Origin of the sequence: Marinobacter litoralis, assembly GCF_016427555.1 — a bacterium.
Taxonomy (GTDB): domain Bacteria; phylum Pseudomonadota; class Gammaproteobacteria; order Pseudomonadales; family Oleiphilaceae; genus Marinobacter; species Marinobacter litoralis_A.
In genome coordinates this window covers 99,237-113,944 of sequence record NZ_JAELVS010000001.1, presented here as the reverse complement: position 1 = coordinate 113,944, position 14,708 = coordinate 99,237, and the positions used below count along the sequence as shown (strand labels likewise).

At 56.0% G+C, this 14,708-nt stretch carries 12 protein-coding genes; 8 read left to right on the top strand and 4 right to left on the bottom strand.

The window, feature by feature from the left end; genetic code table 11:
• Positions 1-13 precede the first annotated feature (13 nt).
• The 5 genes from dapF to JAO79_RS00485 all read left to right on the top strand — a co-directional run bounded on the left by dapF (position 14) and on the right by JAO79_RS00485 (position 6,868).
• Positions 14-928 carry a diaminopimelate epimerase gene (gene dapF, locus JAO79_RS00505; RefSeq protein WP_265091603.1) on the top strand — a complete coding sequence of 305 codons (915 nt, stop codon included), beginning with the start codon at positions 14-16 and terminating at the stop codon, positions 926-928.
• Positions 929-945: 17 nt separating this feature from the next.
• Positions 946-1,701, top strand: coding sequence for a DUF484 family protein (locus JAO79_RS00500; RefSeq protein WP_199005218.1), 756 nt, complete (start codon positions 946-948; stop codon positions 1,699-1,701).
• Positions 1,702-1,724: 23 nt separating this feature from the next.
• On the top strand, positions 1,725-2,669 hold the full coding sequence (xerC, locus tag JAO79_RS00495) for a tyrosine recombinase XerC (RefSeq protein WP_199006574.1): 945 nt from the start codon (positions 1,725-1,727) through the stop codon (positions 2,667-2,669).
• Between the two features lie 11 nt (positions 2,670-2,680).
• On the top strand, positions 2,681-4,078 hold the full coding sequence (locus JAO79_RS00490) for a GGDEF domain-containing protein (RefSeq protein ID WP_199005217.1): 1,398 nt from the start codon (positions 2,681-2,683) through the stop codon (positions 4,076-4,078).
• Positions 4,079-4,225: 147 nt separating this feature from the next.
• Positions 4,226-6,868, top strand: coding sequence for an ATP-binding protein (locus JAO79_RS00485; protein ID WP_199006573.1), 2,643 nt, complete (start codon positions 4,226-4,228; stop codon positions 6,866-6,868).
• Positions 6,869-6,873: 5 nt separating this feature from the next.
• Here the strand turns inward: JAO79_RS00485 and JAO79_RS00480 are convergent, their stop codons facing one another.
• Complete coding sequence (locus JAO79_RS00480) at positions 6,874-7,239, bottom strand: hypothetical protein (RefSeq protein WP_199005216.1); 366 nt, start codon at positions 7,237-7,239, stop codon at positions 6,874-6,876.
• Positions 7,240-7,477: 238 nt separating this feature from the next.
• Here JAO79_RS00480 and JAO79_RS00475 point away from each other — a divergent pair, with 238 nt between their 5' ends.
• Complete coding sequence (locus tag JAO79_RS00475) at positions 7,478-8,077, top strand: hypothetical protein (protein WP_199005215.1); 600 nt, start codon at positions 7,478-7,480, stop codon at positions 8,075-8,077.
• A gap of 28 nt (positions 8,078-8,105) precedes the next feature.
• The gene (locus JAO79_RS00470; protein WP_199005214.1) at positions 8,106-10,304 is read left to right on the top strand and encodes a patatin-like phospholipase family protein; all 2,199 of its coding nucleotides are present in this window, start codon (positions 8,106-8,108) and stop codon (positions 10,302-10,304) included.
• On the opposite strand, the gene JAO79_RS00465 is transcribed toward JAO79_RS00470, so the two are convergent.
• The 3 genes from JAO79_RS00465 to JAO79_RS00455 all read right to left on the bottom strand — a co-directional run bounded on the left by JAO79_RS00465 (position 10,298) and on the right by JAO79_RS00455 (position 13,500).
• Positions 10,298-10,957 (bottom strand): GntR family transcriptional regulator, encoded by a 660-nt coding sequence (locus tag JAO79_RS00465; RefSeq protein ID WP_199005213.1) that lies wholly within the window; start codon positions 10,955-10,957, stop codon positions 10,298-10,300. The two genes, JAO79_RS00470 and JAO79_RS00465, sit on opposite strands and share 7 nt — an antisense overlap.
• 69 nt (positions 10,958-11,026) lie before the next feature.
• Positions 11,027-12,463, bottom strand: a complete 1,437-nt coding sequence (gene cls, locus JAO79_RS00460; RefSeq protein WP_199005212.1) for a cardiolipin synthase — start codon at positions 12,461-12,463, stop codon at positions 11,027-11,029.
• Complete coding sequence (locus JAO79_RS00455) at positions 12,460-13,500, bottom strand: AraC family transcriptional regulator (RefSeq protein ID WP_199005211.1); 1,041 nt, start codon at positions 13,498-13,500, stop codon at positions 12,460-12,462. The genes cls and JAO79_RS00455 overlap by 4 nt, the downstream gene beginning before the upstream one ends.
• A gap of 386 nt (positions 13,501-13,886) precedes the next feature.
• Between JAO79_RS00455 and JAO79_RS00450 the strand changes: the two genes are divergently transcribed.
• Positions 13,887-14,678, top strand: a complete 792-nt coding sequence (locus JAO79_RS00450) for an alpha/beta fold hydrolase (protein WP_199005210.1) — start codon at positions 13,887-13,889, stop codon at positions 14,676-14,678.
• The last annotated feature ends 30 nt before the right edge of the window (positions 14,679-14,708 follow it).

Sequence of the window (14,708 nt, the reverse complement as noted above, 5' to 3'; positions counted from 1 at the left end):
CGGGGAGCCGGATATGACGCAGCAAAGGCGGGGTCAGGGCCCGTTGCTACGGTTCACCAAAATGCACGGGTTGGGCAACGATTTCATGGTGGTGGATGCCATCAGCCAGCAGTTCCGATTGCGCCCGGAGATGATTCGCGAATTAGCCAACCGGAATTTTGGTATTGGTTTCGACCAGTTGTTGGTGGTTGAGCCGCCGGGTTTGCCGGACGTTGATTTCCGTTACCGGATTTTTAATGCGGATGGCTCGGAAGTGGAGCAGTGTGGCAACGGTGCGCGCTGCTTCGCCCGGTTTGTGCGGGATCAGCGCTTGACCAACAAGCGCGTGATTCGGGTGCAGACAGCGAAAGGCATCATCGAGCTGAGGATCAGTAAAGACGGTCAGGTGCTGGTGAATATGGGCGTGCCGGAGTTGAATCCGCCGGCAATTCCGTTTGCCGCCAATTGCCAGAAAACTGTCTATACCGTTGACGTGGAGGATCAGACGCTGGAGCTTTCAGCGGTGTCCATGGGTAATCCTCATGGGGTTCTGGTGGTTGAGGATGTTGATACCGCGCCGGTATCCAGCTTGGGGCCTTTGCTGGAAAAGCATCCGCGTTTCCCGGCCCGGGCCAATATTGGCTTTCTGCAAATTATCGATCGCGGTCACGCCCGTTTAAGGGTGTTTGAGCGTGGTTCGGGTGAAACGTTGGCCTGTGGCAGTGGCGCCTGTGCTGCGGTGGTGGCGGGCCGTTTGCGCGGTTTGCTGGATGAACGGGTAAAAGTAGAACTGAGAGGTGGCCCTCTGGTGATCGAATGGCAGGGTGAAGGGACCCCTGTTATGATGGAAGGCCCTGCCACAACAGTCTTCGACGGCCAGTTGCGGCTGCCGGGCGACACACCGCCCCGCCGACGGAAAAGCTCAAGAACGCATAAAAACAGGGCCTGACGGTTCAGGAGAATGTGATGACAGAACAAACGGCCCGCCAGAAGGCCGGCGAACTTACCCCCGAGCAGGTGGCGGATTATCTTCGCGCCCATCCTGATTTTTTTCTCGACCAGGACGAACTGCTGCGCAGTTTAACTTTGCCTCATGCCAGTGGCCGCGCAATTTCGTTGGTTGAGCGTCAGGTTCATTTGTTCCGGGAGCAACGGGACACCCTGCGCAGCGAGATGATGGAGCTGGTCTCGATTGCCCGTCATAACGACCGCTTGTTCGAAAAGAGCAAACGCTTGCTGATGCAGGTGATCGAAGCAAAAAACCTGCAAGACATGGCATCGGCCATTGATGACAGTATTCGCGGCGACTTTGGCCTGGATGCTGCGACCATTCTGTTGTTCGGTGATGCCAGCAAGTTGGGCCAGTCCCACGGCGCCTTACACATTGTGGGCAAGTCTCAGGCCGAGCAGCGCCTGGGCGCACTATTGGATGGTGATCGGGCTGTGTGTGGCCAGTTCCGCGAAAGTGAACGGGCCTTTTTGTTCCCGGATCGTGACGAGCCAATCGCCTCGGTGGCTCTGGTACCGCTTCGTTATGAAGGATTGGTGGGTGTTTTTGCGGTCGGTAGTTGCGAGCCGGGGTATTTTGATCAAAGCATGGGGTCGCTGTTTTTGAGCTACATCAGCGATACGCTAAGCCGCCTGCTGCCCCCTGTTTTGAAACGTCATGGTACGGATGCCGCAAAAGTCGCCGAATTAACGGTGGAGAGTGGTCAAGGGTGACCGACGCCAGCTCCGACGGCCAGATGCCAGAGGCGCTTTCAGCGCCACTGGCAGATTTCCTGAATCACTTATCCTCTGAAAAACGCCATTCTCCCCGCACCTGCGAACATTATCTCCGAGATTTGCAACGCTTGGGAGCCTGGCTGCCCACGGTTGGAATCGAGCGGTGGTCACGGCTGACCAGTCACGATGTGCGCCGATACGTCGCCAACCTGAGCAAAGCAGGGCTTGGCGGGCGAAGCATCGCACGTCACCTGTCTTCTATTCGTCGGTTTTATCAATTCCTGCTGCGGGAAGGGATCGCACACGACAATCCGGCTCTGGATATTCGTGCACCTAAAAGTGGCCGCCGCCTGCCAAAAGTGGCCGATGTGGATCAGCTCAACCAGTTGCTGGATGTAAACCCTGACGATCCGCTTGAAGTGCGTGATTTGGCCATGTTTGAACTGATGTACTCATCCGGCCTGCGGTTGTCCGAGCTGGCCGGTCTTAACCTGGACGCTGTCGATCTGGCTGGCGGGGAGGTCCGGGTTTTGGGTAAGGGCAGTAAAGAACGGCTGCTACCGGTGGGAGCCAAAGCCGCCGCAGCGATTCGCCGCTGGCTGAAATGTCGCGCGCAGTTTGTGGCTGGCAGTGAGCCTGCTATGTTTGTAAGTCAACGGGGTAATCGCTTGAGCCTGCGCAGTATTCAAGCGCGTTTGGCGCGCTGGGGTTCGGTTCAGGGAGCAGACCAGAGACTGCACCCCCATATGCTTCGCCACTCGTTTGCAAGTCACATGCTGGAATCGAGTGGCGATTTACGGGCGGTGCAAGAACTGTTGGGGCATGCGGACATTGCGACAACTCAGGTCTATACTCACTTGGACTTTCAACATCTTGCGCGGGTTTATGATCAAAGCCATCCCCGGGCTCGTCGGAGAGCGGCTGCAAAAGCAGCGGGCTCTGACAAGGAATCGGCCGGCAACTAACGGAGCATTGCATGACATCGGAGCAATCCTGGAAGAAAAAATATCAGCAATTGTTAAAGGAAGCTGAGCAACAGGACCGTCAATGTCGGGAGCAGCGTGAGCTGCTTGAGCGAATGCTGGTACGAACCACTGTGGCTTCCGAGGGCCAGCGCCCGGAGCTGGATCACTTGTTGAGTCGGTTGCGGGCAGAGTTGCGGCGAAAAACCCTTGATGCAGAAGCCTGGTGTCGCCTGCAGGAGCAGATCGATCGCCAGATCGCATTATTGGATGCCGGGCCCAAATCCGCCACGAACGAAACCACGGCTCGCGAGCCGGATGCGACAACAGCCGGCGATGAAGGTATCGATATCGCGGATCGGGATCACCGCCTCCTCATCGCCCGGAGAGTGGGGCAATTGCTCAATCAGGTTCTGGTACAGGTGACGCTAGAGCCCGAGGCCGAAATACAAGCCAAAGAACTTCAGCAGACTCTGTTGAGCAGCATAGATTGGAGTACGTTGCGGACAAGCCTGGAGTCGGTATCAGAGCTTTTGATCAAAGCCATCACCCGTAATCAACGCGAACTCGAAGCTTTTCTGAGCCGGCTCAACAGCCGCTTGGAAACCTTGCGCGAGCATTTTGCCCTGCAATCTGAATCCAACTCCTCACGAAAGGACGATCGGGCCACTCTTGATCATGAAATTCGTCAGGAGATTGAGTTGGTCAGCGAGGATATCCAGTACAGCCAGGATTTAAACACGCTGAAGCAATCGGTGGGGCAGCGCCTCGACCAGATTGCCAATGCCTTGACCCGGTTCAAAGATAAAGAAACGGAGCGCGAACGCTTGCTGGCCGAGCAGCTTGAATCCATGCATCAGAAAATGGCGGCGATGGAAGCCAGCTCCGAGCAGATGCGAGCGCAGATTCGTCGGGAGCGCGCCCGCGCTATGACGGATATGCTGACCCAGCTTCCTAATCGCGAGGCGTGGCAAGAACGGCTGCATTTCGAGTTCAGCCGCTGGCGGCGCTATCAACACCCTCTGACCGTCGCTGTTCTGGATATTGATCTGTTTAAGCGGATCAACGATACCTACGGCCATAAAGCCGGTGACCGTGTGTTGCAATTGGTTGCGAGAGAGCTTCAGGGGCGACTTCGAACCACCGACTTCATCGCTCGAATTGGTGGAGAAGAGTTTGCGTTGTTGTTGCCCGAAACCCGGATGGACGAAGCGGTTTCGGTCATGAATAAACTCCGGGGTTTTGTGGAAAAGTTACCATTTCATTTTGGCGGAAATCCGGTCAGCATTACGTTTTCTTCGGGCCTGGCGCAGTTTGTGACCGGTGACAATCAGGACAAGGCCTTTGAACGAGCAGACAGAGCTCTCTATCGGGCCAAGGCAACGGGCCGTAACCGAGTTGTTGCTCATTGAAGATTCGCTTTTGTGGCACCGTGAGGGTATGTAGTGACGCTTTTTTTTCAGCTTGTGTTGTTTCTGTTGGTAAGTGTTTCGACCGCAGCGGCGCAAGCTGATCCGCCACAAGAATCCCCCTCTCCGGTACTGGGCCTTGAAGATCTGATGTGGCTCGGAGAGCTCGACACTCTTCGAGTGGGTGTCCGGCAAACACAGATGCCGCTGATTTTCGAAAGCGGGAGTGGTCAGCTGGTCGGTTTGCTGGCGGATTATCTGGAGCTGCTGTCGAAGAAGCTCGATCTCCCGGTTGAACCCTTCATGCTGGATGAGCAGGATCAAGCTGCTGATCTTGTGCTCACCACCCGTGTTCCGGGCGCGCCTGTGATTCCGGGCCTGCGCCACACCACGCCGATCATGAGCCTCACCTACGGCGTTTTCGTGAATGCCGGCGATGCCGGTTTTCGCACATTGGCCGATCTGGAGTCGGCCAATGTGGCCATCATCGGCGACGATCCCAATCAATTTCCTCTGCTTGACCCGGTCAATAACTTCACCCCCGTTCCGGTGGATAATCTGGGCGAAGCCATCAGTCAGGTGCTGGCCGGTAACGCCGATGCGTTTTTGGCACCGGTGCCGGTGGTGTCCGATTATCTGGAATCGACACTGGTGAACGGAATCGGGTTGGCGGTGCTGCTGGACAATCGGCCTGTGGATATCGTGCTGCAGGTGCCAACGGATGAGCGTCAATTATTTCGGGTGGCCGATCGCGCGGTTGTCTCGATTAGCCATAACGAACATCGGGAGATTCGACAAGCCTGGTTGCAAGGCGATGTACCGATGTTGGAAGGTCGCGGCGTAGCGCTGACGGCGGCTGAGAAATCCTGGCTTGATAAACATCCGGGGCTTAAAGTCGGATTGCGCAGGGATTGGCCTCCTTTCGAGTTTCAGCAGGACGGGCGGCCGGCGGGGTTGGTTGCTGATCTGGTTGGCCGGTTGGAAGAGAATCTGGGGGTACGTTTCACCAAGAAGGTCATGGCAACCCGTGCTTCCGCCGAGGATGAACTGAAGGCCGGCACCGTTGATATTTTGCCCGGATTGTCCCGAACGCCCCGCACGGAGCAGGAATACCTGTTTACCCGCGCCTACGTCACCGTGCCTATCGCCCTGGCGATCCGCGACAGCGGCCGTTTTATCGGCGATTTGCGGGAACTGCGAGACGAGAAAGTTGGCGTGGTGAATCGTCAGGCCAGTCATGATTACTTGCTGATTAACCACCCGGACCTTGATCTCTACCCGCAGAACACGGTAGCTGACGGTTTGCTTGCGTTGTCGAACGGTGATCTTGACGTGATGGTTACCCATATTCCTGCGGTCAGCTACACGGTGGCGCGACTGGGATTAACGAATCTCAGGATCACCAGTATCACTCCTTACCAGTACGATTTGCGTCTGGCGGTGCGCAAGAGCAATCCCGAGTTGCACCGGATTCTGAACAAGGCCTTGGGCAGTCTGCCCGAATCCGAGGGTGAGGCCGTTTACAATCGCTGGATTCATCTCGATATCGAACAGGAAACCGATTACACGGTGGTACGGCGTATCATTCTGATCGCCATTGTCGTGGTACTGATCTTTCTGTACTGGAACCGAAAATTATCACTGGAAGTTGATGAACGTATTCGCTCAGAAAACGCGTTGCGGCGAAGTGAAGACGAGCTGCGGGCCGCGAAACTGGAAGCTGAGCGATTGGCTCGGGAAGCGGAACTGGCCAATCGCGCGAAAAGCGAATTCCTTGCCAACATGTCCCATGAAATACGAACACCGATGAACGCGGTGATTGGCTACAGCGACCTGCTTTTTAACTCGGTGACCGACCCGCAGCAGAGAAATTATCTGAACGCCATTCGCGCCGGCAGCCGCAGCCTGCTGATGCTAATCAACGACATTTTGGACTTGTCGCGAATTGAAGCGGGCAAAATGCGACTGGACTTTGCGCCGGTCTCTGTGCGCCGATTGCTCAGCGACGTTCGTCATATCTTTGATCTGCGGGCCACGGAGCAGGGTATTGCTCTGGAAGTCAGTGTGGGTGCGGGGCTGCCGGCGGCGATGATGCTTGATGAAACCCGGCTGCGGCAGGTGTTGTTTAATCTGGTGGGCAATGCCATCAAGTTTACCCATGAAGGCGAGGTGACCGTAAGAGTGGTTGCCGAACTTCTGGAAGAACCGGAAGCCAGCGAGAGTGATGCTCGCTACTACCGAATGGTGGTGACCGTAACGGACACCGGCATCGGAATTGCGCCGGATCAACAAGTTCGTATTTTTGATGCGTTCGAGCAGCACGAAGGACAAAGTTCACGGCGCTACGGCGGCACGGGTCTGGGCCTTGCCATCAGTCGCAAACTGGTGGAGATGATGGGCGGCGAGCTGACCCTCGAAAGTGAGGCAGGCGTCGGTTCGACCTTTACGATTGTGTTGCCTCGGGTTGAAGCCACCGGGGAAGAAGCTGATGACGACGGAGCGCCGGAAGAGTCGGAGCGTTTGTTGGCGCAGACCATGAGCATGCAGGAGCGCGGCTGGCTCCGGGAAAGCTTGGCAAGAGACTTTGGCAATGAGTGGCAAGACGTTCGCGAGAGTGGCGACCCGGAGCAGATGAAAGAATTCGCGTTGAGAATTATTGAGTGGGGGCAGCGCCACCGTTCGCTGTCAGTTACCCGTTACGGTGAAAAGTTGTTGGCCGATGTGGAGGCGTTCAATCTGGATGCGGTGAATACGGCTCTTGAGGCATTTCCCCGCATACTGGGGCAAAACTGAGACGCTTACAGGCAGTCGAACTGGGATTGCCGGTCAAAGGCCACCGACACCATGTCGTAGCCGGACTCTGAAAGTGACTGCATCAGCTGCTGATCCCTGAACAGGGTCATGCATACCTTATGCACCTTGGCCTGCAGTTGCTGGGCAGATGGCATGGAGCCTTTGAAGCGAAAATCCACAACCAGGTATTTGCGGTCAACATCCGCGCTGGCGGGTATGTCTTCGCGTTCAACGCTTTCATAGCCTATGTAAGACGCTTCCGTGTTTGGAAACACCTGCTGCATGAGAACGTCGAGATTTCCTGCTTGTGCATGTGGGCTTGCCGCGCTCGCCAGCAGCGCCCCGGTCAGGGCAAGGATTCGAATTCGCATAGGCGTTTCTCGTCAGACAATAAAAGCAATACCGTAACCAATTGTAAGTTTTGGTTACAATGAATTATTGCAGAGAGTGCCGGTTTTTGCTGTATAAAGCATTGGGATTTTTCAATTGTTTGCAATGCTGACACAATCCGGACTTGCTGGCTGCGCATTACGCTGAGCTTGTCTCCAGCCGGAGTGTTTTCAGCTATGATAAAACGAGCATCCTGAAAAGATCGAATGAGGTAACGTCATGTTCCAGCTCGTCTTCAAGGGCGAATGTACGTCAGGCACGGATCTGAGTACCGCCCGCGCTAACGCCAAGGCGTTGTTCAAGGCCAGTGTTGAACAACTTGACCGCATGTTCAGTGGTCAGGCGGTAGTAATCCGAAACAAGCTGGATCAGGAGCAAGCCGAGAAATACCAGGCGGTCCTCAAGAAGCACGGCATGGTGGTTTATGTGCAGCCGATGGCTGCGGCTGGCGGGCAATCAACCGCACCCGCCCGTCAAACCGAACCGACCCCAAATCCGCAGCCTGCCACTGCGGCCCAGGAAGGCGCTCCGGCCCCGAAAGCTGAACCCGGTAAAACGCCGGAGGTAGAACCCGGTGACCGCTTGCCGGTTGCTGGAGAGAAAGTGGACGAGATTCTGGCAGGCTCCGGCCTTAGCCTGGACCCGGTGGGTGTCACGCTTGCGGAGCATCAGGAGGTTGAAGCTCCGATGTTTGAGCATCTGGACGAGTGGAGTCTGGCACCTCCGGGGGCGGATCTCGGGGTTGAGCGGGAAACACCTCCGCCTATCGTTCCGGATACCTCTCACATATCGTTGGTTGACGATGACAAATCCAATTAATCCGCACTGAGTTATTTTGGCCTTTCTATTGAGACTTCCTGTCCTGATTGCAGTCGTTGTGGCGTTTGCGGCGCTGCCCGCTCTGGTTGCGGCCCAGGAAACCCGCCCGAAAGTGGGGCTGGTGCTGAGCGGCGGCGGAGCCAAAGGTATGGCGCATGTAGGCGTGCTGCGGGTTCTGGAAGAAATAAAGGTACCGGTGGATATGGTTGTCGGTACCAGCGCCGGCTCTGCGGTTGCTGCTTTGTACGCATCCGGCATGTCGGTGCACGAAATCGAACAACGTTTTATCGATCTGGACTGGCTGTCCAGTTTCAGAGATGACCCCGGCCGCGCTTACAAGCCGGTGCGCCGAAAGCAGTCGGACTGGCGCTTGCCGATCACGCCGGGCATTGGTGTAGATGCCGAAGGTGTTCATGTTGGCGGTGGGTTGGTCACGGGCCAGAATCTGGGCCTGATTCTGAACGAGCTCACCCGTAACGCTGCCCTGGTTGACGACTTTGACCAACTTCCCATCCCGTTCCGCGCAATTGCAACGGATCTGGAAACCGGTGTTGAAGTGGTTATTGATAGCGGCAACCTGGCCGAAGCCATTCGCGCCAGCATGAGTATTCCCGGCATCTACGCACCGGTTGAGCGGGGTGGCCGTTTATTGGTGGATGGCGGGATAGCCAACAATTTGCCCGTCAGTGTGGCCCGCGACATGGGGGCCGACATTATCATTGCGGTAGACATCACGGACCCGTTGCTGAAGACCGATGACATCAAGGAGGCGTTTTCGGTTGTTGGCCAGCTCACAACCCTCCTGACCCGCCGAAACACCGAAGAGCAGCTCGCCTTGATCACCGACAAAGACATACTCATCCGGCCCCGGCTGGAAGGTTATGGCTCCGCCGATTTTTATGACGGCCCGGTGTTGTTTGAACTGGGGGCGACGGCCGCGCGCGAACACGCAGTAGAGCTCAATCGTCTGGCGGTGCCTGCCAAGCAATGGCAGGCTTTTCGCGCCGGCCTGGAGCAACGTTCCGCATCTTATGGCCACGTAGCGCGAATCGAGTTTAATGCCGGGCGCAGATTGTCGACGGATTTTCTCAAAGAGCGCATCCGTCAGAAACCGGGCGAGCCTTTGGATATTGAACAGCTCGAATCTGACCTCAAGCGTATTTACGGGTTGGGGTATTACGAAACCGTGTCCTGGTCTTTACGACCCTCGAAAAGAGGGCCGGTTCTGGATATCAAGGCGAGAGAAAAGCGCTGGGGGCCTAACTATTTGTCTTTTGGCCTGAATTACGAAGATAACTTTGATGGCGACACTCGCTTTAACCTGGCGTCCGGGCTTCGAATGACCGAGCTCAATAGCCTGGGGGCCGAGTGGCACACTGGTGTGCAGCTGGGTACTGAGCCGTGGGTGCGTACCCAGTGGTATCAGCCGCTGGATTTTGGTTACGAACGGTTTGCGGTGATTGGCCTGGAGCACCAGCGGGACGAATACAGTGTGTACGACGATGGCACCCGAATTTCCCAGATAGATGTCACCCTGAGCCAAGCGGATCTCGCCATTGGTATGGAGTTGGGCGGCGATGGCGAAATCCGGATTGGTTATGTTCGGGGTTCTGCAAAGGTAGACGACGAAGTAGGCCAAAAAGTTGCGCCGTCGGGCCGAATTAATCAGGGTTATGTGAACGTGCAGCTGGTGCATGATTCGCTCAGCGACGCCTTTTACCCCAAATCGGGGGGCTTTGCCGGCATACGAGCTCGTTTTGAGCGTAATGACTTCGGGTCTGACCGAAACTTCGATTCCCTCACTGGCATGCTGCTGGGAACCACCAGCTGGCAACGCTTCAACGTCACCGGCCTGTTGTTCACGGAACAGGTGATCAGCGGCGAGTCAGGGATCGAGAACGCCGCGCGTCTCGGTGGGTTCAGACGGCTATCGGCCTATGCGGCCGGAGAACTAAGTGGCAACGACGCCGCTCTGGCTGCGGCCTATGCCCGAAGGGAATTCGGTGGCCCGTTCATGCCTTGGTTCGCGGGTGTCGGATTTGAAACGGGTAACACCTGGGACCAGATCGACGATGCGCGTTGGGATAATCTGGTGCGTTCGTGGAGTGTATTTGCCGGTGTCGATACGTTTGTCGGGCCGGTCCAGTTCTCGGTTGCTTACAACAACGAAGACGACTGGACCGCCTACATGAATATTGGTTTCTCGTTTACCCAGTTGTTCTACTGAGCTAAAGCGGTCAGTACTTGCTGGCATTGCTGCAGGGCATAGCGATGCAGAATATCCTCAAGGGCCTTCTCGTCACGGGCTTTGATTGCTTGAATGGACTGCTCCATATGGGCGAGATTGTCTTCGATCACCTGTTTGCCGCCATGGCGAAACGCCACAAAAGCACACCGTTTGGCTGACGGCCACAAATCGTCGATGGCAGACTCAATGAAATAGTTATTCGCGTACGCCAACGATGCTTGCGTGTACTCAATACCCAGTTCCAAAAACGCTAACAAGTCGTTTTCTTCGTAACACCGCTGCATCTTGTCGCGCAGTGACTCCAGCCGTTCCATATCTTCTGGCTGCCACTGTCGCACCAGTTTCTTCCCGGTATGGCTTAGGTACAACTCCATCGTTTCGTACAAGCTGTGCACGAAGTGTTCATCCAGTGTGGTTACGAACGCGCCTTTGCGCGGTACGTTTTTCACCAGATGCCGCTTTTCGAGCAGGAGCAAGCCTTCGCGCACCGAGCCCAGACTGACGTTGAGTTCTTTGGCCATGGCGCTTTCGTAAATCCGTTCACCCGAACGCAGTTGCCCGAAAGCAATCAGATTCTCAACGTGGCGGGCGACTTGTTCGGTCAGAGTTTGTTTTGGCTTGAATGCGTTCATGTACGTTCTGTGGCTACTTCGAAAGTGGGCAGGGGCTCATGTTCGCATAAGCCCCAACTGAGAACCAGTTCAAAGCAATGGCGCGAGGAGGCGAACCGTTCGGCACCACAGGCGAAACAGCAGGGACCGGTCTTCATAATCACTTTCGGTCATGAGGCGGCAGTGTTTCAGGTCGTCTTCCAGCATCGCTTCCACTTCCCCAATAAACTGCGGGCTGGTGTTAATGGCCATGATTTCAAAGTTCAGGCGCATGGAGCGGTTGTCGAGATTGGCGGTGCCAATCGATGCATATCGGTCGTCCACCAGCACCACCTTCTGGTGCATAAAGCCGGGTTGGTAGCGATAGATACCGATGCCGGCCTGACGGGCTTGGATGAGGTACGAATACGCGGCAACCCGGATGAGCAGGCTGTCGGACTTCTCCGGAATCAAAATCCGCACATCCACCCCACGCAGGGCAGCCAATTGCAGCGCATTGATGACCTGTACGTCGGGTACGAAGTAAGGCGAGGCAATCCAGATGCGGGTTCGGGCGTTGTTAATGCTGTTCAGGAAGAACAAAGCACAGGTTTCCCAGGTATCCGCAGGACCGGTTGGCAGTACCAGCACTTTGTCCTCGCCCGGGCAGTTAAAGCTCGGGCACCATTCCAGATCGGGTTTGGTGTCGCTGGCCCAGTTCCAGTCTTCCAGCCATGCCAGCTGCAAGCCGGTCACGGCCGGACCTTCGATTCGGCAATGGGTGTCGCGCCACGGTTCCTGATCCATCGCGGTGCCAAGGTACTCGTCCCCGAGATTGATGCCGCCCACGAAACCGGTGACGCCGTCACACACCAGCAGCTTACGGTGATTGCGGAAATTGATCTGAAAGCGGCGCCGGCGAATGTTGCCTTTACCGAAGGACGCCACTCTGGCGCCGGCATTCGCCAACTCTTTGAGCCAGCGGCGAGACAGTGACAGGCTGCCAATGTCGTCATAAAGCAGCCACACCTCGACACCTTCGGCCAGTTTGCGTTCCAGAATCGTCTTGATGCGCTGGCCAACGCGATCGGAGCGAACGATGTAAAACTCCAGCAGAATATAGTGTTCGGCGTCTTCCATGGCCTGAAAAAGAGCATCGAAGGTAGCCTCGCCATCCTTTAGCAACGTGACCTTGTTGTTGCTGGTAAAGGGTTGGCGGCTTAGCTTGCTCAGGACTTGCAGCTCGTCAGCGAAGTGCTGTTGGTTCGGATCCGGAATCGAGGTGGTCTGGCATTCAAATTCCTCGAGCAGGCCACTGAGTGCCTTGTTGCCGGAGCGCCGAGCCTTTACATAGCCGCCAAAACGATAACGGCCAAACAACACGAACAGCGGTACGGTTACATAGGGCAAGGCAATCAATGTGGTGATCCACGCGATGGCGCCCTGTGTCGTGCGGTACGTCAGCAGAATGCGATAGATGCAGGCCAGGGCAGCCAGGTAGAGCAGCCCAAGCGGAATCGCCAGTAAAGTGAAGGAGTCTTCAGTCATGGTGGGCTGTCCTTGTGTTCGGATCGAAATTGCGCGGGTGCAACGCCGGTCCAACGTTTAAAAGCTCGGCTGAAGGCACTAAGTTCCGAAAAACCAAGCAGAAAAGCAATCTCACCTAAGGCGTATTGATCGTTGGCGACGTATCGGAGCGCTTTATCACGGCGGACCTGCTCCACCAGATCCTGAAAGCTCAATCCCTCTTTTTTTAACCGTCGATAGAGAGTTTGTCGGCTCATATGGCATTGCCGGGCCAAGGTGTCGGCGTCAATCTTGTCGGTTGCCATCTGCCGGGAGATCAATCTTCGCACTTTGCGGCTGAAAGAGCGTCGGGTTTGCAGCCTGGCCAGTACCGCATTGACCTGTTTCAAGACCGCGGAATAGACATAGGGATTGCTTTGGGGAATGGGGTGGTCCAGATGCTCGCATGAGAACGCGACCCGGGTAACACCGCAGCCGAAGACAACGGGACCGCCGAACAATGATTGATATTCCTGGGCATAAGAGGGTTCTGGATGAGCGATTTCGACCCAATCCGCGGTGAGACCCTTATGGATGAAATGGCGAGTCCGACAGATAGCGGCGGCAAGTGTTCGATCCATGTCGAGGCGCGAGTAATAAGCCGTATTGTCGGGTTGCCAGGTCAGGATCGCTTGCTTCGGCGTTTGCTCGAAACTGAGGGTGACCGACTCGTTAATCAGCCGATACAGTCGAACGTACTGGATCACCGCCTCGCCCAGGGTGTCACAGTTAAAAAAGACGTGCCCCACCAGCCCCATGCGCTCGGGTTCGATCACCTGACCTGCGTGCAGGCCCACGCCGGGATCACCGGTCAGCTGTTCTGCCAGCTCCCAAAGGCGGTAATGAGTAGTGGCGGGAATACGAAGATCCGGATCGTTCAGTGTGCCAAGCTGCAGGCCGGTCTCACGCTCTATCTCGTCTGGATCCAGAAGCCCTCGGGTCTCCAGATAATGCACCAGCGCGAGTGTGCTGGAGGCCGCAACCTGCGGGATATCGTCGTTGTCCGGACGGTCGGTCATGCCAGTACCCGAAATCAGTCGAAGTGTGAAAAGTGTTACGAAATGTCAAGCGAATGGCACGGTACGTCAACGGCCTTTCACAATTAAGACGATAGCATGGGAGGCATCAGGTTGAAGTAACCGAAAGGTCATAGTGGAGGTGTTGTATGGAACAGGAAATCTTTGTACCCCATAGCCAAAGTGAACGCGAAAACGTTATGGCTCTGGCGGAGTACCTTGGCGGAATTTACTACTGCTAAGTTTTCAGACGTACGGACGACATGGTTATAGCCGGGCTACGTGCCCGGCTTTTTTGTGGCTGGTCACCTGAGAAATTTGTTCTTGCCCCGATATCTGGCGATGGTAGTGTAGTTGGCTACATTCTCTGAGCCGGAGGCTGCCCCACTATGAGTGTTGAACTGAATCACCGGATATCCGGACAAGGCGAACCCTTGATCCTGCTGCACGGACTGTTTGGTTCGCTGGAAAATCTGGGTGGCGTGGCCCGCCGCCTGCAAGATGACTGGCAAATCCATAGCCTGGATCAACGGAACCACGGCAGCTCTCCTCACACGGATGAAATGACCTATCCGCTGATGGCGTCGGATGTGGTGGCCTACATGGACGCTAACGGCATCGATAAGGCCCACCTGTTGGGCCACTCCATGGGGGGGAAGGTCGCCATGCAAGTGGCATTGCACTACCCCGAGCGGGTGCAGACAACCATCGTTGCGGACATTGCTCCGGTCACCTATCCGCCCCGGCACGATGCCATTCTCGAAGGCCTGAAAAACCTGGATTTGCGGGGCGTGAAATCCCGGAGTGAGGCAGACAGCCGCTTGGCCGAGTATGTTGAGATACCGGGCGTTCGCCAGTTTCTGCTGAAAAATCTGGAGCGCATTCCCAAAGAAGAAAACACCGACGACGAACGCCTGTTCCGCTGGCGTTTGAATCTCCCGGTCATTGACGCCAGTTACAGCAACCTTGCTGCCGCCCCGGAAGGCAATGGTCCGCATGATGGCAAGGTTCTGTTTATCAAAGGGGCGGATTCCGCCTACATTCAGACCAAACATCAAGACACCATCCAGCGTCTGTTCCCTAATGCCGAGCTGAAGATCATCGAGGGTACCGGGCATTGGCTGCATGCAGAGAAAGCGGATACCTTCGCTAACTTGTGTCGGGAGTTTCTGGCTCAGTGACCGCTGGTCGTCCTGATTGGCCTGCGATGA